This is a genomic window from Shewanella sp. 10N.286.52.E4, assembly GCF_041468785.1.
GTDB classification, from domain to species: Bacteria; Pseudomonadota; Gammaproteobacteria; order Enterobacterales; family Shewanellaceae; genus Shewanella; species Shewanella electrodiphila.
Genome location: NZ_JBFRJJ010000020.1, coordinates 61,662 through 86,321 on the forward strand (window position 1 = coordinate 61,662; position 24,660 = coordinate 86,321).

The window sequence follows — 24,660 nt, forward strand, 5'->3', positions numbered from 1 at the left end:
TGGTGCGCCAAGATCACAGCAGCATTTAACCGTGCACTAAATTACCCTTCGCTGAGATAACAGCTCTTTATCCAATAGGTTAACCTCTATGGCACTAATCCTCCTCTTAACCCAACAGATGTGCCTTTACCTCGTCATCGTTTATCTGTTCAGCAAAACGCCCTTATTCAAAATGTTTGCCGAAACATCAACTCGCTTGCCCCATAAGGTTTTCATTTATGTGGTTTTTTCAGGTTTTTGTATTATGGCAACCTACTTTGGTGAACAAACCACAGGCGCCATTGCTAATACCCGAGCAATGGGAGCTGTACTTGGCGGATTGTTAGGTGGGCCAGTAACAGGATTCTTTATCGGATTAACGGGAGGGTTACACCGCTACAGTTTAGGTGGGTTTACTGATTTAGCTTGCGCCATTTCAACCACCTTAGAGGGGCTATCGGCGGGCATGGTCAGTTATTACCTCAAACGCAGCGGTAATCTAGAACTGATTTTTAATCCTTTACTGGTATTTTTAGTGACGTTTTGCGCCGAGTTAATGCAGATGAGCATCATCTTGCTAGTAGCAAAACCATTTGATCATTCCTTTGAATTAGTCTCAGAAATCGCTATGCCGATGCTATTGGTCAACGCCATTGGCGCCGCATTGTTTATGAGCATGATTCTGGATCAAAAAACCATGTTCGATAAACTTTCTTCCGCCTTCTCGACTAAAGCACTAAAAATTGCAGAACGCAGTGTCGGGCTTCTTTCCAAAGGGTTCAATCAGCAATCCACCAGCAAAGTAGCGCAAATTATTATCGAAGAAACCCAGGTGGGCGCTGTGGCAATTACTGACAGAGAAAAGTTATTAGCTTTTATTGGTATAGGTGATGATCATCATATTCCAAATACACCTATTTCGTCGCAAATTACCTTAGATGCCATTGCTCAAAACAAAGTCATGTTTGCTGATGGCGTTGAAAGCAGTTATTGCTGCTCAATAGACCATAAAAACTGCCGCTTAGGTTCTAGTTTAGTAATACCGCTCCGCAGCGATAATGAAGTTATCGGTACGATTAAATTGTATGAGCCAAAAAACAAATTATTCCTCAATATCAATCGTACTTTAGGTGAAGGCATCGCAAAATTACTGTCAAATCAGATACTATTTGGCCGTTACGAGCAACAACAAAACTTGCTCACTCAATCAGAACTTAAATTGCTGCAGGCTCAGGTAAACCCTCACTTTCTATTTAATGCGTTAAACACTATCAGTGCCATTATCAAACGCGACCCACAAATGGCTAAACAATTATTACAGCAGTTATCGCAATTTTTACGCATCAACTTAAAGCGCACCACAGGTCTTGTTAGTCTGAACGATGAACTAGAACATATCGAAGCTTACCTTTCTATTGAACGGGCAAGGTTCATAGATAAGTTAAAGCTGGATATCAATATCCCAGAAAACTTGCATAATTGCCGCTTACCCGCATTTACCCTTCAGCCTATTATTGAAAATGCGGTAAAACATGGAACGTCACATCTTATCGAGCAAGGGGTGATTACTGTCACTGCAGAAGTGATAGAGGAAGAGTTAATATTAAAGGTAGCTGATAACGCTGGCTTATATAACCCACCAAAGCATTCGGAAGGACTGGGGATGAACATAGTACATAAACGTATCCAAAATCAATTTGGCAATCATTATGGGGTCAAGGTTGACTGTGAAAAGGATCAATTTACCTGTATCTCTATTCATCTACCTTATTCTGGAGATCTGGCATGATTAACTGTTTAATCATTGATGATGAGCCTTTTGCTCGTCAACAATTAGCTGATCTTTTAAGCTCAGAAACCGACTTTATTGTTACTCAAGAATGCAGTAATGCTATTGATGCTCTGCATGCGATTAATAAACATCAACCTCAGGTGATCTTCCTTGATATTCAAATGCCAAGAATTACCGGTCTTGAGCTTATCAGTATGCTAAACCCAGAACATATGCCAAGAGTGGTGTTTGTCACAGCGTTTGATGAGTATGCAGTCAAGGCCTTTGATAGTAATGCCTTTGATTACTTACTTAAACCAATTGAAGACAACCGATTTAAACGAACAATTGAAAAAGTCAGAAATGATTTAGCTCCACAAGCAATTGAAACCATTGCTCCAGAGAAAATTGAGCATTTACCTTGTTATTGTGGCAATAAATTAAAAGTGGTGGCGACAGAAGATGTTGAATACATTTTTAGTGATGTAGGCGGAATACATGTTAATGCGACTAACAGCTATTGCCATACCCAGCTCACGCTAAAAGTTTTAGAAGAAAAAACCCCTCTCGTGCGCTGTCATAAGCAATATCTACTTGCACCTCGTGCGATTTCAGAAATTGAATTGCTCGACACAGGCGCTGAAGTGACCACCCATAGTGGTAAAAAAGTACCCGTTTCTCGTCGCTACCTTAAGTCATTAAAACAAGTCTTAGGCTTTCAGTAGCCACTTCCCAACGCTCGCGACACCTATAACATTGAGTAATTAAGCCTCTTAAAGGTAAATCTGTGTGAATACTGATTGTTGAGCTAGCGCCGCTTAATCCCAGATATTACCGCTTACCCTCCTAAATCGACCTATCAGTCAGTTTAGGCTTTTTTATTGTCTTCAGCGCGATAAAGTCGCACCATTGAAAATGGGAGATGTTTAAAATGACTTGGTTTTTACTTTGTGTAGGCTTGCTAATTGGCGGCTACTTTATTTACGGTGCGTTTGTTGAAAAGGTATTTGGGATTAATGCCCAAAGACAAACCCCAGCATTCACTAAAACTGACGGCGTGGATTACGTGCCAATGTCTAAAGGTAAGGTGTACTTAATCCAGCTATTGAATATTGCTGGTGTCGGCCCTATCTTCGGTCCAATTTTAGGTGCCCTTTATGGTCCTGCTGCCATGCTATGGATTGTATTTGGGTGTATTTTTGCTGGTGCCGTCCACGATTATTTTTCTGGCATGTTATCAGTAAGAAATAACGGCCAATCAGTGCCTAACCTTGCCGGAAAATACTTAGGTAAACCTGCTAAACACTTTATGAATGTGTTTGCCATTGTCTTACTATTGTTAGTTGGTGTGGTATTCATTTCAGCCCCAGCAGGCTTATTAAGTAAGCTAACTGGCTACGACATGGCAATTTTTGTTGGCATCATCTTCAGCTACTATCTTATCGCAACATTGGTTCCTGTTGATAAAATCATCGGCCGCCTATACCCATTTTTTGGCGCGCTACTGATGTTCATGTCAGTTGGCTTAACCTTAGCGATTATTGTATCAAGTGAGCACACTTTATTGCCTGGCTTTGAAGCTAAGGACTTCTTAACTAACTTGAATCCAAATGACATGCCATTATGGCCTGCCTTATTTATTACCATTGCATGTGGTGCGGTATCGGGTTTCCATGCAACACAATCACCACTTATGGCACGTTGTGTTGAAAATGAGTCAAATGGTCGCTTTGTATTTTTTGGCGCTATGATTGGTGAAGGTGTTATCGCCCTAATTTGGTGTGCTATCGCATTATCATTCTTTGGTGGTATCGAAGGTCTTAACGCAGGTATGGACGGCAACCCAGCTAATGTGGTTTATGCTGCTTCAAACGGTTTATTAGGTGCTGTAGGTGGTTTCTTAGCTATCTTAGGTGTGATTGTTTTACCGATTACATCTGGTGACACAGCATTTCGTTCTGCACGTTTAATCTTGTCAGAGTTTTTCAAGATGCCGCAAACTCAAATATCTAAACGCTTACTATTAGCGATTCCATTATTCGCTATAGGCGCAATATTGACTCAAGTTGATTTCGGTATTATCTGGCGCTATTTCGGCGTAGCCAACCAAACAACGGCTGTATTAATGTTATGGACGGCATCAGCTTATTTGCTACGTCATAATAAACTGCACTGGATTTGTACCCTACCAGCGATGTTTATGACCTGTGTTGTGATTAGCTTCTTACTCAGCTCGCCAACTTTAGGTGCAGGACTAAACATGACGGTATCAACCATCGCAGGTCTGGTTTCTACTCTAGTGATTACCGCTTTGATTATGGTTAAAACTAAGGGTAAAGCAGTCGAAGATGAAGCTGAGTTAAATGTTGAATTAGCCAATAAAGCTTCTACTGAAGCTTAATCACTGGCATTCGTTGTATTTCAAAATGAAAACAATGTAGATAGAGCAAATAAATCAGAATATCCAAAGGCCGATAACCCTGTTATCGGCTTTTTTATGGGCCTTTTTATGGGCAGATCAGTCTACTTTTAATCTCTCATCAAAAGGAAACTCAATGGAATACTAAATTCCGTCCTTTAGATTTCAGCTTTTCTGATAACATTTGTTATAATAACCGCAAATTAGTTAATCAAGCCTGAGTAATGACACAAGCAAACAACCCGCTACATGGTATAAAACTTGAAACCATCGTTAATGATCTCGTCGATAAGTATGGCTGGGAAGAGTTAGGTAGCCGTATTAATATTCGCTGTTTTAACGATAACCCTAGCGTTAAGTCGAGCTTAAAGTTTTTACGTAAAACCGAGTGGGCGAGAGACAAGGTCGAATACTTGTGGCTTAAAATGAATAAACTTCCCTTGCCTGCACCAAAGCCTTATGTTGAAAAAGAGCAAGAACCTTCAACGAGCAACGCAAAGTCAGCCCACAGTAACAAAAGTACTGAAGGCGTCAACGCGAGTATTTGGGGAAAGTAAGCTTTAAAATTAAAGCTAAACAAAACAGGCATGAATATTCATGCCTTTTTTATTGATAAAATTTGATTCAACATCTTAGCAATGCATACTCGATAATCAATGCTATATCCATCAATGTTATAACCATCAGGGTTAATTACATTGGAAACTCAAATATCAAACGCCACACTTGCAGTTCACCATCAGTTTGATAACTCACCCCAAATCTATCGGTACTGAACCAGCCCCAACCTAATGGCTTGGATAAAGCTAAGGTTGCACCCACTTCATAAGTACTCGAAGTATGGATATCATCTTCTAACGGTGTAATAAATTTAAGCTTGTTAAAGTACCAACGCCCAGCCACAAACAATCTGGGTTCAATAGTATAATCGCCCCAATCCCACTGCTGGCCAACACCGAAATCAATGCCAGATTGCAGTACTGAATAGCTTTCTGAGCTGTCGTTTATACTGCTTTTATAACCTGCGTAGTAAACTCGATTAACCCAAATGGGTGTATATTTAGGTTGTGCTAACTCGTATAACGCAGAGATACCCGTAGAGACAATTCCCACGTTACTACTATTAGAAAAATTGTGGCCGTAGCCTAAATCCAAATAGCTTTCAAAAGTCAGTTGTTCATCATAAAGCCATTTGTATTCAATTCCAGGTGTGATGGTCAAAGTGCCAACATTATCTGGGATATCGCCTTCTGGTAAGTCACTAAACGAGTAATCAAAGAAACCTAATGAAATGGGTAATCTTAAGGTGAGAATATGATCGTCTGACTCTTCAATATCAAAAGCAAAGGGAATATTAACCACAGCAGCATTCTGCCCAGAGGTGCGATATATACCGCTGCCAATGTAATTTGCAAAAGCATAATGAGAGAGATCGGGATTTTTCGACTCACCAGCATAGCTTTGAGACGGGGTAAAAAAACTAACAAAAAGCGCTGCAAGAATAGTTGCAACGCTTTTAGGATAAATAAAGCGACACGCTTTCAATGTTGATAACCCATATGTTTTAAGTAACTCTTATCATGTCTCTAATAAGCGACGAAAGAGGTCTAGGCTAAAGCATCAACCGTTATTTATCTTCTTCGATAAAATGATGTTCTGTCATCATATGACCTAACTGGGTTGATTTAGTTTTTAAATAATCTTCATTGTAACGGTTTTTACCCACTTGCAAAGGCACTCTTTCAGCAACTTCAATGCCCATCGATTGCATCGCTTTGACTTTACGTGGATTATTCGTCATGAGCTTAACCTTGCTTACGCTAATTTGCGCTAACATCGGCTCAACCATATCGTACTTACGCATGTCAGCTTCAAAGCCTAAACGCTCATTCGCTTCAACCGTGTTAGCACCTTGGTCTTGTAACTCATAAGCACGGATTTTGTTAAGTAACCCAATACCACGTCCTTCTTGACGTAGGTAAAGAATAAACCCTTGACCATTTTCAGCGATATTTTGCATTGCTGTTTGCAGTTGGAAACCACAATCGCAACGTAAACTAAATAAAGCATCACCTGTTAGACATTCTGAATGAATTCGGCCTAACATAGGCTCGGTGGCATTAAGCTCACCATAAGTTAACGCCACATGCTCTTTGCCAGTTTCTGTATCTTCAAAACCATGCATAGCAAATACGCCCCAAGGCGTAGGTAACTTAGAAGTGGCGATATATTTAATCGACATGGATAAACCTTTAAGACAACGCTCAATCCTTGAGACTTTTCATCCTTGAACTGACTTTTATGTCATGACTATTTCGAATACTGGACTAGAATTTTGCTGGAGCAAATCCTGTGACAACAGTGATATTCATTTCACGGCCCATAGCAGTCATTGGGTGAACAACTACAAGTCCTTTTACTGATTTTTTAAGCTTGCCCATATCAGCTTGTTCAGCTTTAGTCAGTGCACGGTTGAATTTTAAGCCTTTAACTTCTTGGCCTTGCTTATTCAATTGACGTGATTGCTGATTTTTCAAGCTCGCAATACGTTTAGTGACTGTGGCAATTTCTTTCTTAAACTGCATGATAATGACTTTGTCTTCACGTGCTTCTGCGGCAGCAAGCTTACGACGAAACTTCTCTGCTTTATCATTTAATGCTTGCAGTTCTTCTTTTAAATTCATTTCTTTACCTTAAATTCTTTCATGTTATCGATAGCAATGAGTTGTTTTGATATCGAACAACACTTTTTCGAACGCAAATTATATACCTAAAGGGGTTAAATTAGCTAACTTGAAAACTTGTTACAGCGCATAAATTTATCATTTCATCACTGCTATGGGAGTTTCATTGCCTGATGGCTATAAATTGAACTTTGATTACTATACTGTTTTTATAACATTCAAGTTGAAGCGAGGCTAAAACAACAACGTAATTATTGGCGAGGACAACTCTGATTGTTCGTGTCGCAGTTATTGAAGTTGTTAAATAAGAGCATTAAAAATGAGTTTTAAAAGCTCGCTCATGACAATTAACAAGCCAATTCCAAAAGTTAACCAACAGCAATAAGCGAACTCATGTCATGAATAACTTGATTTGAACTACCCCGCCATTTAAGGCTTGGATCAGCTAAATCTTGTTCAAATTTTCCATCAACCAATACGTCAACATACGACAATATTTGTTGTTGCTTAAGTGACATCTCATCCAGTTTATAACCACTCCAAAGCCAAATATCTTTATCAGGGCATTCAGCTTTAACTCGTTTAACCAAAGACAAGATAGCGGTTAAGTTTGCAGGGAATAATGGGTCGCCGCCTGACAAAGATAATCCACGACGTTTGATTCTCGTGTCGTTTAAATCAGCAATGATTTGATCTTCCATTGGCTTATCCACTTCATGACCTGAACGCGGATCCCAGGTCGATTGGTTATAACAACCGCGACATTGATGTTCGCAACCCGATACAAACAAAGTGCAGCGCGTTCCGGGACCGTTTATCACATCGACTGGATAATACTGATGAAAATTCATAACACTTACCTTTCAAATAAATAAGGCGCTAATCAGCGCCTTATTTGATTCTATGTTAACTCAATGACGCGACTAGATATGCTTAACGCGGCGCTTCACTTCTTCTTGCTTACCATAGTTAAACGGTCTTGCATCAGGACTACCTAAATAACCACATACACGACGTGTTACAGATACACGGCTTGGTTCATGGTTGCCACATTTAGGACACACAAACCCTTTACTAGTACAGTTAAACTCACCTACAAAACCACAGTCATAACACTCATCAATCGGTGTGTTAGTGCCGTAATATGGCACACGGCTATAGCTGTAATCCCAAACGTTCTCTAATGCTTCAATGTTGTGTTGCATGTTAGGGAACTCACCGTAACAAATAAAGCCACCGTTAGTGATTTCTGGGTACGGTAATTCAAAATCAATTTTATCGTATGGGTTAACTTTCTTTTCTACATCTAAATGGAAGCTATTGGTGTAATAACCTTTATCAGTAACACCTTCAACCACACCAAACTGTTTTGCATCTAACTGACAGAAACGGCTACACAAGTTCTCACTTGGTGTACTGTATAAGCTAAAGCCATAACCTGTTTCAGCTTTCCATGATTCTGTAGCACGCTTCATCACATTGATAATTTCAACAGCTTTAGTGCGTAAAAGCTCACTGTCGAATACATGCTCTTCTGTGCCATATAATGCATTAATCGTTTCATGAAGACCGATGTAGCCTAATGAAATAGACGCACGGCCATTTTTGAAAATTTCAGAAATATCATCATCCGCTTTTAAGCGAACACCACAAGCACCTTCCATATAAAGAATTGGCGCAACACGTGCTTTAACTCCAACAAGACGAGCAATGCGGGTATCTAATGCTTTACGAGCCAATGTCATTCTTTCATCAAGTAAGGCGAAGAATGCTTTTTCATCGCCTTTAGCTTCTATGGCAATTCTTGGTAGGTTAAGACTAACCACACCTAAGTTGTTACGGCCTTCATGGATAAGCTCGCCATTTTCTTCGTAAGTGCCTAAGAAAGAACGACAACCCATAGGAGTTTTGAATGATCCCGTAACACGCTCAACTTGTTCATAGTTAAGAATGTCTGGATACATGCGCATTGTTGCGCATTCTAAAGCCAGCTTCTTCACATCGTAATTACTATCAGTCGCTTTATGGTTAACACCATCACGAATAGCGAACACAAGCTTAGGGAATACAGCGGTTTTACGGTTTTTACCTAAACCTGCCATACGCACAGTAAGAATCGACTTTTGAATTAAACGTGATTCCCAGCTTGTGCCTAAACCAAATCCAAAAGTTACAAATGGCGTTTGACCATTTGCAGTATGCAATGTGTTCACTTCATACTCTAAAGACTGGAATGCGTCATGACATTCTTTTTCAGTTTGCGCCATGGCAAAAGCTTCAACATCGCTTACGCCCCACTCTTTACCAATCACTAATTGCTTTTGGTAACTTTTTTGCACAAACTCAGCTAACACTTCGTCAATTCGGTTAATCGTGGTGCCGCCATAGATGTGGCTAGCCACTTGAGCAATAATCTGCGCTGTCACAGCGGTCGCTGTTGAAATTGATTTTGGTGTATCAATCTCAGCATTACCCATTTTAAAGCCATGGGTCATCATGCCCGATAAATCAATCAGCATGCAGTTAAACATTGGGAAAAAAGGTGCGTAATCTAAATCATGGTAATGCAGTTGGCCTGATTCATGAGCAGCCACAATATCTTTTGGTAATAGGTGCGATTTAGCATAATGCTTAGCCACAATACCGGCTAATAAGTCACGTTGTGTTGGAATCACTTTCGCGTCTTTATTGGCATTTTCATTTAGAATAGAGCTGTCGCTTTGTTCAACTAAACCACGAATTTCGCAGTTAAGTTTACTTTTTGCTTCACGACAAATATCGCGATCATGGCGATACTCAATATAATGACGAGCCACTTCTTTATGAGGCCCTTCCATTAATAAGTTTTCTACCAGACCTTGTAGGTGGTGAATGTCAACTTCTTGCTTGTCTGAGACTTGATCTCTAATCACACAAGCAACAGTTTCAGCGTAATCACTATCAGCACTACCTGTAGCAGTTTCCATCGCAGCAACAATGGCATCCTTAATTCTAGACTCATCAAATAAAGTCCGACAACCGTCCCTTTTAATTACTACAGGCATTACTTTTACTCCATTTATGCACAGGATATAAACACTATATATCCACAACAAAAAACCAATAAACACTAGATATGGTGTATTAAGCAATAATGAAGACTAGAAATCTATGATCTAGATCATATTTAACTGACGAGGTGAGAAATGAAAAATATTACTGCCAAGCTCTGCACTGTTTAGACAGACAAAGCTTGACCATGGAATTGAAAACCGTTATCGGCCTAATGCAGAGTTGATTAAATGCGCAGTTTGACGAACAGATTGTCTGCCAGCTTCTATCGCTTCAGCTGCACGGTGAAACTCCATCGTACCGATATCTGCTAACTGTGGCACTAAACACACATCGGGGGGATCGCCCATTAACCGTGCGCGTTTATGACGTTGCTCTAAAATGTCCATTGACTGAGACATCACAGCAATCATCCCAGGGTGTGATTTAGTCGACATAGAGAACTTTTCAGACAAACCTGCGATGTACTCTTTACCCTTACCTAAAATATCCATAAAAGCGGACTCTGGTTCAGCGCCTTCTTGCTGCTGCTTTTCTAGTGCAGTCGGAGCTCGGCTTTTCATCTGCTGTGGCAACATGTGCATGCTATTACGGCGGTGACCATTTAAATCAACGGCAATCACCACATCAACATCCATTGCACGGCACATTGATACAGGAACAGGATTCACCACAGCACCATCAACTAACCAGCGATCTTGTAATTGCACTGGCGGTAAAAAGCCTGGCATTGAGCAAGAAGCTCTGACAGCATGGCGTAAATCACCTTCTTTAAACCAAATTTCTTGACCTGAATATAAATCAGTCGCTACCGCCGAAAAAGGTTTTTTCAGTTGCTCAATACTTAGCTCACCAATACGACCAGCCAAAACATCAAACACCTTCTCACCACTAATTAAACCGCCTTTGCGCCAGCTTAAATCCATTAGACCAAGTACATCCCAGCTTGAAAAACCTCTAACCCAACCTTCTAACTCATCGAGATGATCATTAGCGTACGCTGCACCGACCAATGCCCCTACTGAACAACCGGCCACTTTATCTGGATGCACACCCATTTCAGCAAGTTCTTTTAATACCCCAATGTGGGCCCAACCTTTAGCCGCACCACTGCCTAACGCTACACCAATTCGTAATTGTTTAGTGTTAGGCGGATCCTTGGGTACATCTGACATGTTTGTTTACATCCTTAAAAATACATTGAAATTAAAATGCTAATACTCAGCATAACTGAGGCTTAAGCTGTTGGCTATCTCAGGCTTACACGTTATAATATCTGGCTATCATTTTTTAGGGGATTTACCTTTGTTATTTACCGATTTTTCTTTAGACAAACGCTTACTTGAAAGTCTAAAGCATATGGGCATTTCTGAGCCAACTGAAATTCAGCAGCAAGCCCTGCCGATTGCCCTAGCGGGTAAAGATTTAATGGCATCTTCAAAAACCGGTTCAGGTAAAACCCTGGCATTTTTATTACCTGCTTTGCAGCGCGTAATATCAACAAAGGCCTTATCTAAAAAAGATCCGCGTGTGCTCATATTACTGCCGACTCGAGAACTTGCCCAACAAGTTTATGGTCAACTGCGTTTATTGGTGGCAAACACCCAATATAAAGCAGTGAGCATTTTAGGCGGCGAAAACTTTAACGATCAAGCAAAGTCATTATCTCGTGACCCACATTTTATTGTGGCAACGCCTGGTCGTATTGCAGATCATCTAGCACAACGTCACCTGTACCTTAATGGACTAGAATTGCTAATTCTTGATGAAGCCGATCGCATGCTTGATTTAGGTTTTGCGCCGCAATTAAAAGCCATCAATGAAGCTGCCGATCACAAACGCAGACAAACACTGATGTTTTCAGCAACGCTTGATCACGATCATATCAATGATATCGCGGCAACCTTATTGAAAACACCAAGTCATGTCGCTATTGGTGCATCACATAACGAACATAAAGACATTAACCAGCGCGTGTTCTTGGTTGATCACTTAGATCATAAACAAGCGCTACTACAACATGTGTTGAAAAATGAACAACACAAGCAGGTGATAATTTTCACTGCGACCCGCTCTGATACCGATAGATTAGCTAAACTGCTTGCAGAAGAAGGCTTAGAAACGGCGGCATTAAGTGGTGACTTAAATCAATCTGCCCGTAATCAGATTATGGATAAATTCAGCCGTGGCCAACAAAAGATTTTGGTGACCACTGACGTTGCATCGCGCGGGTTAGATTTATTAAACGTGTCATTAGTGATTAACTTTGACATGCCAAAATTTGCCGAAGAGTATGTTCACCGTATTGGCCGAACTGGCCGAGCTGGCGCTAAAGGTGATGCGATCTCATTAGTTGGCCCTAAAGACTGGGAAAGCTTTAAAAAGATCCAAGTATTCTTACGTAAGAATTTTGACTTCTCGACCATTGAAGGTCTACAAGGCAAATTCAAAGGCTTAAAAGACAAGCCAAAAGCTGGCAGTAACAATGCGAAAACTGCCGATGTTAAAGCATCGAACAAAAAGCGCAGCACAGCGAATAAACCTAAAACAGCACCCAAACGCGATAAGCGTTTTATTACAGGTGTTGATATTGGTGACGCGCCAATGCGACGTAAGGCAAAGCCAGCCAAAATTTTAGAAAACGATAACTCAATTGTTCAAGATGATGAACAAGAGCTTGGCGAAGATTAAACCCATTTAAGCCTAATGAAGCATATGCTCTGTTAGGCAAAACAAACTAGTTCAAAAGTAAGGTGAAACATGAAAATTTGTGGCGTGGAATTAAAAGGTGGCGAAGCCATCATTAGCTTATTAACTTACGAAGTTGAAACATTCAATGTACCTGAATGTCGTCAAATCTCTTTCAGCATTTCTAAATCTGCTGAAACAGAATCTATTCGTGAGTTTCACTTTGCTTTCCACAAGTTAATGGAAGACTACAAAGTTGACGAAATCGTCATCATTGAACGTGAACAAAAAGGTAAATTTGCAGGTTCTGCTACCAGCTTTAAATTAGAATCAGCGATTCAAATCACTGAATTACCAGTGAGCATTATTAGCCCTGTTATTATTAAAGAAGAGTTAAAACGTAACCCGCCTCAAGCGGATTTAGAAACTCTTGGTCTTAAGCGCGTGCAAATGGCTGCATTTGATGCTGCATACGCACAGCAAAACCGACGTATGTACGGTAAAGTTTAAGTCAAATACCGACTTAAGCTTACGTAAACAATAAGCCTATCGATTTCCTTAATCATCAATTTGATGAAAACATTAAGATGAATTGGTAGGCTTAGTTTTATCCGCTAATTAACCATATTCCATTGGGCAAACTACAAGCTATGAGCTCAAAAAAAGCACCCAAAAATCTAGCAGACAAACCAGCTCGTAAAGCGCCGCCTAAAATGGCTGTAAAAACCAGCTCGGCTAAAGTTGCAGCCGCAAAAGATACCTTAGCAGGCCTTGTAACCAGTAAAGATGTGCAAGCAAAGCAAAAACAGCAAGCCCAGTTAAAATACCTTAATGGTTATTCAGCCAGCACCATTGAACAAGTTAAACGTCATATTGAAAATGACACCCTCGAAAACCTGCTATTAAGTCGATATCCAACTATCCATGACATACGTACCGATAAAGCCTTATATGACTATGCCATGGAGTTTAAACAGCAATTTTTAAAGCAGTCTGACCCTATATCGAAAGTCATTTTTGATGAAAAAATCAGTTTAAGTCATCAAGCTTTGGGGCTACATACATATGCTAATCGCGTTCAAGGCAACAAGGTTAAAGCCAAGAATGAAATACGAATTTCATCAAGACTTAAATATGTACCCGAACCATTATTAAGAATGGTTGTTGTGCATGAACTGGCTCACCTTAAAGAAAAAGACCATAACAAAGCTTTTTACCAACTGTGCAAATATATGACCGCTGATTATCATCAGCTCGAACTCGATTTACGCTTATTGCTCACATGTATTGAATTGGGTAAGTCGCCGTATTAGTCTGAATGAATCATAAAGTATTGGAGCCTTATCATTTACGTAGCAACCTATAGAGGCGAAGGGCGTAGAACCAAACATTATAAATCAGAAAAGGCCGCTTTAAAGTCTATTCGCAATTGGCTAAAAGATAACCTAGATAAAGGTTACCCTGTAGGATTAATGGGGCTCCTACTGAATACAATGACTGGGAACTGATCCCATATGAAGAGCCAAAAGCTGCTTCCTTCTACTCTAGTAAAGAATGGAGCAATTTAAAGGCTGAAGCATTTGAAAAGTATGGAAACAAGTGTGCATGTTGTGGGCGTAGTCCATTACATAATGTCATCATGCATGTTGATCATATTAAACCACGCTCAAAATACCCAGCACTCGCTTTAGACATTAACAACCTTCAAATCCTTTGCGATATTTGTAATATCGGTAAATCCGATAAGTTCGAAACACAATGGCGTGAATAAAAAACTCGTATAAACAAAAAAGCCACGTTTTAACAACGTGGCCTTGTTCAATATAATGGCTGCTTAACCCAAATCCATCATCATTTGTTTACTGTTAACCAGTTGTTTAAATTGAGCCATTTGCTTTTTAGGTAATATCGAAGCTTCAACAATACTGACTTTCATTGGGTTCGCTGGGCGACCGTTTACATGAAATTCATAGTGTAAATGCGGGCCTGTAACTCGGCCTGTATTACCGGTTAAGCCAATCACTTGTCCACGTTTAACACGCTGACCTTTTCGCACTAAAAACTTTGATAAATGCAAATAACGGGTTCTGATATTGTTATCGTGTTCAATAACAATATATTTCCCTGCAAAGCGATGATTAGTGATCATCGACACTACACCATCACCAGGTGCCACAACACGAGTACCAATTGGTGTCGCAAAGTCAGTGCCGTTATGGGGTGATACTCGACCTGTTACAGGGTGCTTACGATGAGGGTTAAAATGCGACGATAAGCGGAACTGACGTTCTAACGGAATACGTTGGAATGCACTGGCTAAGCCTTGGCCACGATCATCATAATAATTGCCATCAACATTTTGAAATGCATTGACGTTATTTCTACGGGAATTAATCCTAACGGCTTGTAGTTGCGAGATCCCAGTTGACTCACCTTCAATATATTGATCATTCATCAATACGTTAAAGGTATCACCGGCACGTAAATCGCGAGAAAAATCTAATTTGCTCGAAAGTAGCGTTTCAATGGTTTGAATATTTGCCGCACTAAGACCAGCTCGTTGCGCAGATAAATAGAATGAACCATTAATCTCACCGCTAATAATACGGTTTTGCCAAATGCCTTCGATATTAATTTCTTCAACGCCATAACTACCATCATCAAAGCGAGTAAAAATGACCTGATAAGCGGGGTTAAAGTACAATTCAAGTTTAGTGAGATTTTGTTGTTCGTCCTGGAAGAACTGAATTCTATTACCCAAAGACAATGTATCTAATGCAAGCACGTTCAAATCGGCTTCAAGCACTTTATACATGGTTTGCTGGCCAATACCCGCTAACTCGAATAAATGACCTAAGGTATCGCCATTTTGAATCACACGTTCAAAGTTAGGTTTTATAGGTTCTACAATTTCAAATGTTGAAGCACTCGTCCCATTGGGTAAAAAGGACTCAATGTCCAAAGCCACTGGGATGCGCTGGGATGAAAACTCTTGCGGCGTTGGCCATAGCAAAGCTGCAGCAACAACAAATACGCTGGCAAGTAATAATTTTCGATGTAATACAGGTAAGTTAGGCACTTTATTCAAGCGCGCTTGTAACTGACCCCTTTTAGCTGAAAGCAATCTGGGTACCGCCATAAATACGTAAAAAAGTAATACCTTTTAGCTAAGTCGAGTCAACAATAAGATGACCTAAAGAATGCGTACTTAAGCACTAGAAGATATAGTAGCGACCCGTTATACCAAATAAATAGCCTAAAAAAAATATAATCTATCATTTGAACTGCATAAATTTGAACTCAGTATAAACCGATTGGTCACTCTAGCAGCACTCGATAACTGAACGTAATCAGCTTGAGTTAACTCTGTTATCAAGATTTAACGGTTCTATTTAGGGTTGTGTTTCTTTGGCACGTTTTAATTAAAACGTTAATCTGTTCAATGCAAAAGTACAAACCAGAAATTCTTGGCATGATTAATATTGGCAATCTCTCCATTGCAGTGTTCTCAAGCGGCTCTATTGTCTGCTGCAGGCATATGTGCAAGTACAATCGCAAGAGTAGATATAGTTACGATGATCTCACCACTTGTACTTATGTTCTCTGTATATCTTAATCAACTCCCTGAACTATTATCACTTAAGTATTGATTTTAAGACTGAATTAGACCATTCTAAACTTGACTCACCTTATATTTACTAAGTACAGAAAAACGGATTTAAGTACATCACTTTTTCAGTCTCCTACAATTGAAAATGATATTAGTACCAGCTCAAAGCACACCAATAAAACAAAGGAATGTATATGAAATTTTTATTAGGCCTAGCAACATTAAGCATCATAAGTCTGTCTTTTAATAGCGAAGCAAAAAATATTTATGCAGATGTTCAGGTAACCAACATTAATCCAACAAACAACTTTATTTGGAAGCGTGAAAACACGAATACACCTCAATACCCGATAGAACTCGCTAGAGCAGGAATAAAAGGCTGTTCTGTTCTTTCTTTTGTTGTTTCCGAATCAGGTAAAGCTGAAGATGTTGAAATCATCAATTCAGTACCGAGTAAGCATATTGGTAAATATTCACGTAAAATGTTAAAAAAATGGAAATGGATACCAACTGCAAAAAGTTCAGAACCTGCTACAGAAAAAAGAACTCTACGGTTAGATTTCTGTTTTGGGGAAGAATCTGAAGCACAATCTCAGCTAGTATGTAAAGAACAAACAAAATTAAGATGTAATTGAATAAAGATTCATAATGGCATATGAGTCTAATGTACAATGCTATGAATTTATTAAGTTTCAAAATTACTAGAACAGAGAGGGAGAACAAACCCTCTTTTATTCTTTTAAAACAAATAATTAATACCGCTATAATGCTATATTATTTATTAAAAATCAGCATCGGTTAAACAGTGAAGATAAATGCGTTAGCCATTGAGAAAACGACTTACAATACAGTACACCCAGTTAAACAAAAAGTACTCTCGACATACAAGGCCGGGAAGTTTCACACTGAACCGCCCTTCTAAGCTGCAAATTTGATTTTACTCAGCAGCAGTCTCAACTTTGTATTCAGCTTGTAAACGGCTCACCCCAAGCCCGTTCATTTTATTCACTTTGATTTGCACGCTTATCCGCTCTTTCATCGCTTCAATATGACTAATTACGCCAATCATTTTACCTGATGCATTTAAGTTATCTAACGCATCTAACGCAGTGTCTAATGTTTGGCTATCTAAGGTGCCAAATCCTTCATCTAAGAATAATGAATCAATACTGGTTTTATGACTGACTAAATCCGATAGTGCCAGTGCTAAAGCTAAACTCACTAAAAAGCTTTCACCGCCTGATAAAGTCCGCGTGTCACGCACTGCATCGCCCTGCCAGGTATCTAAAACTTGTAACTCAAGCGATTCCGATTGCTTTCTTTCCAGCAAATAACGACCTTGAAGCCTATCTAACTGACGATTAGCGAGGGTCACTAAATGATCTAATGTCAGTCCTTGAGCGAATTTCCTGAATTTATCGCCTTTTTGCGAGCCAATCAACGAATGCAAATAAGCGATGTCATCATAATCTTGTTTTGCTTGGTTGAGCTGCTCAACCAGCTGTTGCTGACCTTGACGTTTACTTTCATCTTCTTTAAGCAAATGCGCAATTTGCCAAAGCTGTTGTTTCACTTCCGCCAATGCCCTTTCAGTTTGTTTGCTCAATTCACTGACTTCTGTAATCACCTGCTCACTATGACTTGCAATTGTTTGCTCAGTTAACTTCTCCGAGTCGTTTTGGCTAAAGCCGAGTTCCTTAGTTTGGATAATCAATTGCGCCAATTGTGTTTTCGCTTGTTCAACTAAGGTGCTGGCTTTAACCATGCTTTGATCTAATTGCTGCTTGAGTTGCTTCAGTGCTTCTCGTTGCTCGCTTGGCATCACAGCTTGTTCAAACTCAGCTTGGCTGGCAAATGGACTGGTTGATAGCGCCTGTTTAAATGCGCTACCAGCCTCGTTTAACTCAATGGTTAAACGCTGAACTTGTTGCTCATTAGCTTGACGCTGGGCAACTAACTTGTCCAGTTGCTGCTGCATATTGACTCGAACATCATTTGCTTGGTTTAACCTAAGTTCAGCTTGCTGCATTGACTGGTGACTGGCTTGTTTCTCTTGAGGACATTGTTTGTCGGCAAATAGCACAAAACGCTGCTTGCTGGTGTTGTTCTGCTCAGCTGTCAATTGTTCGAGCTGAGAGTCAAGGACACTGTTTTTAGCAGTCATGTCTTGATGCTGGGTCATTAACGCTGCTATCTTTTGTGAGCATAACTGATGCTCTTGCTCTAACACCCCTTGCTGCTCAAACGCTTTTTGCCATTGGGTAATTTGAATGTCTAATTCAACCAACCACGACTCAAATAGGCTCATTTCAGGCATGGTTAAGCCTGCTTGAGAGACACTGGTTTGGCTATCACCCAATAAGTCAGCAATCTGCTGCTGAGTTTCAGCCTGATGTTGCTTAAGCTCTTGTAATTTTTGCATCTGAGTTTGCGATTGCTGCTTCGTTAACATCAGTTGATTTTGCAGCTGCTCAGCATGAGCCTGTGCTTGCTGGTATTTCTCAATACATTGCTGGTGCGAAGTAGAGTGCTGCCTAATAGTTGCAAGTTGCTGGTGTAATTGCTGTTGCTGCTGCGTTGCATGTTGAATAAATTCAGCTAGCGATAGCGCATCAATCTCGCCCTCGTTTGGTGCTAAATGCCCAATCAACAATTGCTCAGTAATCTGTTGATACTCTGATAAATATTGAGTAATTTGATGTTGGCTTTTTTCTTGCTGCGCAGTTAATAATTCGAGTTGATGCTGGCGCTGTTTCTTTTCAAGGCTTAACTGCTCACCTTGAGTTTTAATCAGCTGCAATGCGTCAGACTCGCTTTGAAAACGCACTTCAGTGTCACTCACATCAATGGCTTGATAATGGTCAACTAAAGGGTGCTCTTTAGCGCCGCATAAAGCACAAGGTTCACCCTGGATCAATTTAGCCCGCTCAGCGGTTAAGTTTACAATTTGCTGTTCTTGTTTAAGTAACGATTGTAAATCTTTAACCTGTTGGTTCTTTGATTGCCATTCCGTGCGCACTTGGTGAAGCTGCTGGTCAATTTGCCCTAGCTGCTCAGACAATTGCTGTGCCTGTTTTAGCTCATTATTCAGTTCTTGCTGACTTTCAAGATGCAGTTGTTGCAATTGCTGTAATCGGCTGCGAGAAACCTGCTGATCAATTAATTGTTGATACTGGGCCTGCAGTTGCCCTTCTGTGCTGCCAGCAAGTAATTGGGCAAGTTGATGCTCGCTAGCATTGAGCGCAGCTAATTTTTGCTGCACTTCAACTTGCTGCAATTCAACGCTTTTCTGGTACTGCTCAAGCTGCTCTGTATGCTGTATACCTTGCACCGATTGAGCTTCGATAGCCTTAACCAGCTCAGCATCTTTTTGACTTAACCTGGCATAGTTGCTTGCTTGTTGTTTCCACACGGCAATATGACTTTGGATCAACTGGCCTTGTGGGAAACGTTCAATTAACTGCTGGTTGGTTAACTTAGCTTGATTATTTTCAGTTAACTGTTGATTGAGTTGATGCTGCTCACGCTCTACTTGTTGTAATTGCGTTTGCTGTTGCTGCTTGGATTTTTGCTGCTCGGACAATTGAAAATTTAACTTTTCTATTTGCTTATCTAACGGTTCAACCTGCTGCTCAACTAACTCGATTAATTGTTGATGACTTTGCTTAAGTTGTAAATTCTCTTGTTGTTTATTCTCATGCTCAGCTACAGCATCATTAAATGTCACTTGCGCATCTTGCCCAGCTTGTTTTAGCTCTTCTTGTTGCTCATCAAGTTGGCTTTTTTGTTCATTTAACTTATTAAGCGAAGTGAATAAAGGCGTAATGATCTGCGCAGGCTCGCTGGCATTTAATTTTGCTAATGCTGGGGCTTGTGCTGAAATATCAGCTTCAGCTGCCGCTAACGTTTGCTGGCTATCAGTAAGCTGCTGGCTAGATTTAACGCATTGCTGCGCCCAAGTTAAGTGCTGCTGAAATTGTTGCGTTTTAGCTTGCAATTGCGTCTCTTGCTGCTCTAATTGTAATGCTTCAGCACGCTTATCTACTATCGCTTCGTCCGTTAGCAGCTCAACACTGTCTGTTTTGGCCTCTAACAGTTTTAATGCTTGCTTGGCTTCACTAAAATTCAGATGGACTTGCTCTGAGATCAAACCATAAATTTCTGTACCTGTTAGTTCTTCGAGTAACTCAGCGCGATCATTGGCATCCGCATTTAAAAAAGCCGCGAATTGCCCTTGAGATAGCATCATTGATTTAGTAAAACGCGCAAAGTCTAGGCCAGTAACCGCTTCGGTTAACTCGGTTTTTTGTTTCACTTGGCTGGCGAGTATTTTACCTGAATCAAGTTCGGCAAGCTCTACTTGCGCATCTTGCAAATTGCCATCAATTTGACCCCGTGAGCGACGTTGGCTCCAAAAAGCGCGATAGCCTTTACCTTTTACTTCAAACTCAACTTCAGCCAAACAATCGCTGGTGCCACGAGTCATTAACTCATTAGTGGTTTTCGAGATAACCTTTAATCGCGGCGTTCGATGATATAGGGCTAAACAAATGGCATCTAAGATGGTGGTTTTACCTGATCCTGTCGGGCCAGTAATCGCGAATAAACCATTTTCTTTAAACGGTGATTGGGTGAAATCGATTTTCCATTCATTTTTTAACGAGTTGATGTTTTTAAAACGTAAGCTGAGGATTTTCATGCTTTAGTCTCCTCAGATGTACTTGTTTCAACTTGGGCACCTTGCTCAACAACCTGTTCAACGACTTGATTGAATTGCAGTTTGATCCTTTCTAGCCTTTGTTGCTGGGCGAGCTCTGAAAAATCCTCTTGGGCTAAACGCCGCTCAAACACATCATTAACAGAAAGCTCTGATAAAGTTTCATTATCAAGCTGCGCTATTTGTTGCTGACGTTGACTGCGAGCACGCTTAAGTTGCAACACCTCAACCGCTAAAGGTTCTGTGATATCAGCAATGCGACTCTGTAAATCACTCAAAAAGTCTTGCTGCGCAACTTCAATACTCAGCCAAGTCGTTTCTGGCTCGGCATCAGTCGATTTCACTGTAAATTCAGCCAAGCTTGCTTCAATATCAATTAAACTGCCTTTTAAGCTTGCCATAGCCTGAAATCGAGGCACGTCAATAGCGTTTACTTCAGCTAATTTATCTTGCTTAAATTCAACCAGAAAGACACTTTTTTGCCCAGTCAATTCATCAAAGCTTAATGGGATCGGTGAACCGCTATAACGAATGTGCTCAGTCTTAGCGATTTTTTGCGGCCTGTGAATATGACCTAAGGCAATGTAGTCCGCTGCGGGAAACAGAGATGCATTAAATGCATCAAGACTGCCGATGTAAATATCCCTGACAGATTCACTGGTGCTAGCTCCAACCGTGGTTAAGTGCCCTGTAGCAATAATAGGTAATGGCTTATCCTGTTGCTGATTAAGCAGTTGTGCACGCTCAAAACATTGTTCATACAAAGAGGCGATTTCATTACCCAGCTTGCGTTGTTTATCAGTACTAGACTCACCAGATTGACTTAGCACCAAATCCCTAGGGCGCAAATATGGCAATGCGCAGATAATGGCACAAGGTTGTTGATGTTTATCCTTTATCACTAATACATGCTCATCAACATTGTCGAGTGCCCCTGGAATAACAGTGGCATTAAGACATGCAAGCAATTGCTTGGACTCACCTAAGGTGGCTACAGAATCATGGTTTCCGCCCAATACGATGAGCTGACAACCTGTCTGTTGAATATCGACAATAAATTGATTGTAAAGGCTACGAGCATAACTTGGCGGTGTTCCAGTATCGAAAATATCACCCGCAACAATTAACGCATCAACATCATGTAATTTGATCTGCTCAAGCAACCACTGCATGAATAATTGATGTTCGTTGGCACGGCTTTTTCCGTAAAAATTCTGCCCTAAATGCCAATCTGATGTATGAATAATGCGCATAGCAACCTATAAAACTGAATGTGGTAGTTAACCTCAGCACAAATGAGCTGAGTTAATGTATTTGGACAACGCCAACCATACTAATTTACCGTAATCGTTAACCGTATTAGTTAACCATATTAGTTAACCGTATTGGGTCCATAATAATTTAAAGCTCATTAAAAACGACATTGTTACAACAAGAGGCTTAATAATCTTCACACCTTTTGACATCACTAAACGTGAACCTAACGTCGCGCCAATGGCTTGGCCAACCAGCATAATCAAACCTAAAACAATGAAGACTTGCCCGCCAATCAGAAAGAAAATCAATGACGATATGTTAGTGGCAAAATTCAGGATTTTTGCATGGGCCGTTGCTTTAGCAAGCCCGTATCCTGCTAGTGATACAAACGCTAATGCAAAAAAGCTTCCTGTACCTGGACCAAAGAAACCATCATAAAAACCTACCCCAAGCGCTGCGGTAAAAGCAAACATGGTAGGGGTTAATACTTGTTGCTTATCTTCTTCAGATATCTTTTTTGAAAATAAAAAGTAACAACCAATCGCTAATATCAGAAATGGCAAAACCAGCTGTAAAATACTGACATCAATCATTTGTACTATGATGGTGCCCACTGCAGCGCCAACGAATGCGCAAATGATAGATAGCTTTGCCTGTTTTAGATTAATCATCCCTTTGCGAATAAAATATAAACTGGCAAAAAAGCTGCCACCACAAGCTTGAAGCTTATTGGTTCCTAGTGCAGCAGCCGGGGGCAATCCAGCCCACATCAATGCTGGGATGGTCAAAAGACCTCCACCACCAGCTATGGCATCAATAAAACCAGCAAGAATGGCAACAAAAAATAATATGATGGCGAGTTGTAGGGTCAGTTCGAACATGAGGTGTGTCTTTAATTATTATTTATAGGCCATTAGACCTGCTTTACATATAAATTTCAAAAGCTATCTAAAACAAATGTGTTTTTGTGTTTTGAAAGCTCGAACTTGTATAAAACCTTTAACGTTTATGCTGTTAAATTGTTCTTTTTCGATGAAAAAGATAATAAAAAAGGCAACCTAAGTTGCCTTTCTTGCTATCTGAGTATCTTGTGACTTACTCGTTTAAAAACCCCAAAAGAAGTTGGTTATTAAAAACAGTATCAACATACTAATAAAGTTAATAATCAAGCCTGCTCGCATCATTTCAGATTGTTTGATATAGCCAGAGCCGAAGACAATGGCATTTGGCGGTGTGGCAACCGGCAGCATAAACGCACACGATGCCGCGATACCAATCACCACAGAAATCATCACAGGGGATAAACCTAAAGGCTCAGCAATTGCGGCAAAAACGGGTACGAGTAATGCGGCACTCGCGGTATTACTTGCAAACTCAGTCAGCATCACGACAAAAGCAATCACGGCAATCACAAATAAAGCCATATGTGCGTTACCAAAAATGTCGGTAACAAAGTGAGCTAAAAATACACTGGTGCCAGTCGCTTTTAGTACTGCACTTAGTGTTAAGCCACCACCAAATAAGATGAGTACGCCCCAGTCTGTAGTTGACTCAATCTTCTTCCAATCAACTAATTTAAGGCCCGCAAGCACCACCACTGCGCCAAGTGCGACAATAGTATCAAACTTACTGATCCCGCCTAATGCCTGAGCTAGAGGTTTACTGAATATCCAGCAACATACTGTGGCTAAAAAGATGACTAAGGTCAGTTTACCACTCATAGACAGTGATTCTGTTTCAGCCTTTATTTCACATTTCGCAGATAAGTCTGGCTTTAAATACAAGTACAATGCAATCAACATGGCTGGCAACATTAACGCCACAGTAGGCAAACCAAACGCTAACCAGTCACTGAAAGTCAGTCCGACTTGCGCAGCGGCTATGGCATTAGGTGGACTACCGACTAATGTTCCTATGCCACCGATATTAGCCGAATAAGCGATACCCAGAAGCACAAACAAGTAAGTGGTTTTATGATCTTTAAATTCAAGTTGATGCAATATCCCTAAGGCAAGCGGCAACATCATTGCTGCAGTAGCAGTATTACTGATCCACATTGATAAGACGGCAGTTACTGCAAAAAGTAAAAAACACGCGATACTGAGCTTACCTTTAGAAAGTTGTAATACCTTCTGAGCAATCAATTTATCTATACCCTGATGATTTAGCGCTGCAGCTAAAACAAAGCCACCAAAAAATAAATAAATGATCGGGTTGGCAAAGTTACTCATTGCCGTTTGAGTATCAAACACCCCTAAAAAAACCGCGATAATAGGAATTAAAATCGCAGTAATACTGATATGAATTGCTTCGGTTAACCACAGAACTGCCGCAAAAATTAGCAGCGACAAGCCTGTATTGACCCCTTGTTCAAATGGTAAAAAGTGATAAAGCAAAGCGAATAATGCAATGTTGCTAAACAAGATAATAAAATCTTTTTTGTTCTTCGCTGTTGTTGATGACTTATTCGGTATGTTTTCCATT

At 40.3% G+C, this 24,660-nt stretch carries 20 protein-coding genes; 9 read left to right on the forward strand and 11 right to left on the reverse strand.

The features are described 5' to 3' along the window. Nucleotides 1-88 precede the first annotated feature (88 nt). The 4 genes from AB4153_RS10670 to AB4153_RS10685 all read left to right on the forward strand — a co-directional run bounded on the left by AB4153_RS10670 (nucleotide 89) and on the right by AB4153_RS10685 (nucleotide 4,726). The gene (locus tag AB4153_RS10670) at nucleotides 89-1,768 is read left to right on the forward strand and encodes a LytS/YhcK type 5TM receptor domain-containing protein (RefSeq protein WP_371997353.1); all 1,680 of its coding nucleotides are present in this window, start codon (nucleotides 89-91) and stop codon (nucleotides 1,766-1,768) included. Then, entirely contained in the window at nucleotides 1,765-2,475 is a 711-nt protein-coding gene (btsR, locus tag AB4153_RS10675; protein WP_371997354.1) for a two-component system response regulator BtsR, read from the forward strand. Before AB4153_RS10670 ends, btsR begins: the two co-directional genes overlap by 4 nt. A 206-nt stretch (nucleotides 2,476-2,681) precedes the next feature. Next, nucleotides 2,682-4,151 carry a carbon starvation protein A gene (locus AB4153_RS10680; RefSeq protein WP_371997356.1) on the forward strand — a complete coding sequence of 490 codons (1,470 nt, stop codon included), beginning with the start codon at nucleotides 2,682-2,684 and terminating at the stop codon, nucleotides 4,149-4,151. Between the two features lie 242 nt (nucleotides 4,152-4,393). Beyond that, the gene (locus AB4153_RS10685) at nucleotides 4,394-4,726 is read left to right on the forward strand and encodes a VF530 family DNA-binding protein (protein ID WP_371997358.1); all 333 of its coding nucleotides are present in this window, start codon (nucleotides 4,394-4,396) and stop codon (nucleotides 4,724-4,726) included. Nucleotides 4,727-4,862: 136 nt separating this feature from the next. Here the strand turns inward: AB4153_RS10685 and AB4153_RS10690 are convergent, their stop codons facing one another. From AB4153_RS10690 to rssA, 6 genes are all read right to left on the reverse strand, one after another. After that, a complete protein-coding gene (locus tag AB4153_RS10690; RefSeq protein WP_371997360.1) occupies nucleotides 4,863-5,714 on the reverse strand; it encodes a hypothetical protein in 852 nt (283 codons plus the stop codon). An 82-nt stretch (nucleotides 5,715-5,796) separates the two neighbouring features. Further along, nucleotides 5,797-6,411, reverse strand: a complete 615-nt coding sequence (gene ribA, locus AB4153_RS10695) for a GTP cyclohydrolase II (protein WP_102526349.1) — start codon at nucleotides 6,409-6,411, stop codon at nucleotides 5,797-5,799. Between the two features lie 85 nt (nucleotides 6,412-6,496). After that, entirely contained in the window at nucleotides 6,497-6,853 is a 357-nt protein-coding gene (locus tag AB4153_RS10700) for a YibL family ribosome-associated protein (RefSeq protein ID WP_248954768.1), read from the reverse strand. 368 nt (nucleotides 6,854-7,221) lie between these two features. Beyond that, nucleotides 7,222-7,704: an anaerobic ribonucleoside-triphosphate reductase-activating protein gene (gene nrdG / locus AB4153_RS10705; RefSeq protein ID WP_303515909.1), complete on the reverse strand. Its 483-nt coding sequence runs from the start codon at nucleotides 7,702-7,704 to the stop codon at nucleotides 7,222-7,224. Between the two features lie 72 nt (nucleotides 7,705-7,776). Beyond that, the gene (nrdD, locus tag AB4153_RS10710) at nucleotides 7,777-9,897 is read right to left on the reverse strand and encodes an anaerobic ribonucleoside-triphosphate reductase (RefSeq protein ID WP_371997361.1); all 2,121 of its coding nucleotides are present in this window, start codon (nucleotides 9,895-9,897) and stop codon (nucleotides 7,777-7,779) included. A gap of 210 nt (nucleotides 9,898-10,107) precedes the next feature. Beyond that, a complete protein-coding gene (gene rssA / locus AB4153_RS10715; protein ID WP_102526345.1) occupies nucleotides 10,108-11,079 on the reverse strand; it encodes a patatin-like phospholipase RssA in 972 nt (323 codons plus the stop codon). 130 nt (nucleotides 11,080-11,209) lie between these two features. On the opposite strand from rssA, the gene AB4153_RS10720 reads away from it, so the two are divergent. From AB4153_RS10720 to AB4153_RS10735, 4 genes are all read left to right on the forward strand, one after another. Next, nucleotides 11,210-12,595, forward strand: coding sequence for a DEAD/DEAH box helicase (locus AB4153_RS10720; protein ID WP_102526344.1), 1,386 nt, complete (start codon nucleotides 11,210-11,212; stop codon nucleotides 12,593-12,595). A gap of 69 nt (nucleotides 12,596-12,664) precedes the next feature. Continuing rightward, complete coding sequence (locus AB4153_RS10725; protein WP_102526343.1) at nucleotides 12,665-13,102, forward strand: DUF3010 family protein; 438 nt, start codon at nucleotides 12,665-12,667, stop codon at nucleotides 13,100-13,102. A gap of 203 nt (nucleotides 13,103-13,305) precedes the next feature. Beyond that, a complete protein-coding gene (locus AB4153_RS10730; protein ID WP_371997441.1) occupies nucleotides 13,306-13,905 on the forward strand; it encodes a M48 family metallopeptidase in 600 nt (199 codons plus the stop codon). Nucleotides 13,906-14,099: 194 nt separating this feature from the next. Continuing rightward, complete coding sequence (locus tag AB4153_RS10735; protein ID WP_371997443.1) at nucleotides 14,100-14,363, forward strand: HNH endonuclease; 264 nt, start codon at nucleotides 14,100-14,102, stop codon at nucleotides 14,361-14,363. A 63-nt stretch (nucleotides 14,364-14,426) separates the two neighbouring features. Here AB4153_RS10735 and AB4153_RS10740 read toward each other — a convergent pair whose 3' ends face one another. Continuing rightward, complete coding sequence (locus tag AB4153_RS10740; RefSeq protein WP_371997362.1) at nucleotides 14,427-15,731, reverse strand: peptidoglycan DD-metalloendopeptidase family protein; 1,305 nt, start codon at nucleotides 15,729-15,731, stop codon at nucleotides 14,427-14,429. A gap of 665 nt (nucleotides 15,732-16,396) precedes the next feature. Here AB4153_RS10740 and AB4153_RS10745 point away from each other — a divergent pair. Then, nucleotides 16,397-16,837 carry an energy transducer TonB gene (locus tag AB4153_RS10745; RefSeq protein ID WP_303515897.1) on the forward strand — a complete coding sequence of 147 codons (441 nt, stop codon included), beginning with the start codon at nucleotides 16,397-16,399 and terminating at the stop codon, nucleotides 16,835-16,837. 302 nt (nucleotides 16,838-17,139) lie between these two features. Here the strand turns inward: AB4153_RS10745 and AB4153_RS10750 are convergent, their stop codons facing one another. From AB4153_RS10750 to AB4153_RS10765, 4 genes are all read right to left on the reverse strand, one after another. Beyond that, entirely contained in the window at nucleotides 17,140-20,901 is a 3,762-nt protein-coding gene (locus AB4153_RS10750; protein WP_371997364.1) for an AAA family ATPase, read from the reverse strand. Further along, nucleotides 20,898-22,172 carry an exonuclease subunit SbcD gene (sbcD, locus tag AB4153_RS10755; RefSeq protein WP_371997365.1) on the reverse strand — a complete coding sequence of 425 codons (1,275 nt, stop codon included), beginning with the start codon at nucleotides 22,170-22,172 and terminating at the stop codon, nucleotides 20,898-20,900. Before sbcD ends, AB4153_RS10750 begins: the two co-directional genes overlap by 4 nt. A gap of 123 nt (nucleotides 22,173-22,295) precedes the next feature. Continuing rightward, on the reverse strand, nucleotides 22,296-23,057 hold the full coding sequence (locus tag AB4153_RS10760; RefSeq protein WP_371997366.1) for a TSUP family transporter: 762 nt from the start codon (nucleotides 23,055-23,057) through the stop codon (nucleotides 22,296-22,298). A gap of 222 nt (nucleotides 23,058-23,279) precedes the next feature. Further along, nucleotides 23,280-24,659, reverse strand: coding sequence for a DASS family sodium-coupled anion symporter (locus AB4153_RS10765; protein WP_371997367.1), 1,380 nt, complete (start codon nucleotides 24,657-24,659; stop codon nucleotides 23,280-23,282). Nucleotide 24,660: the final 1 nt, after the last annotated feature.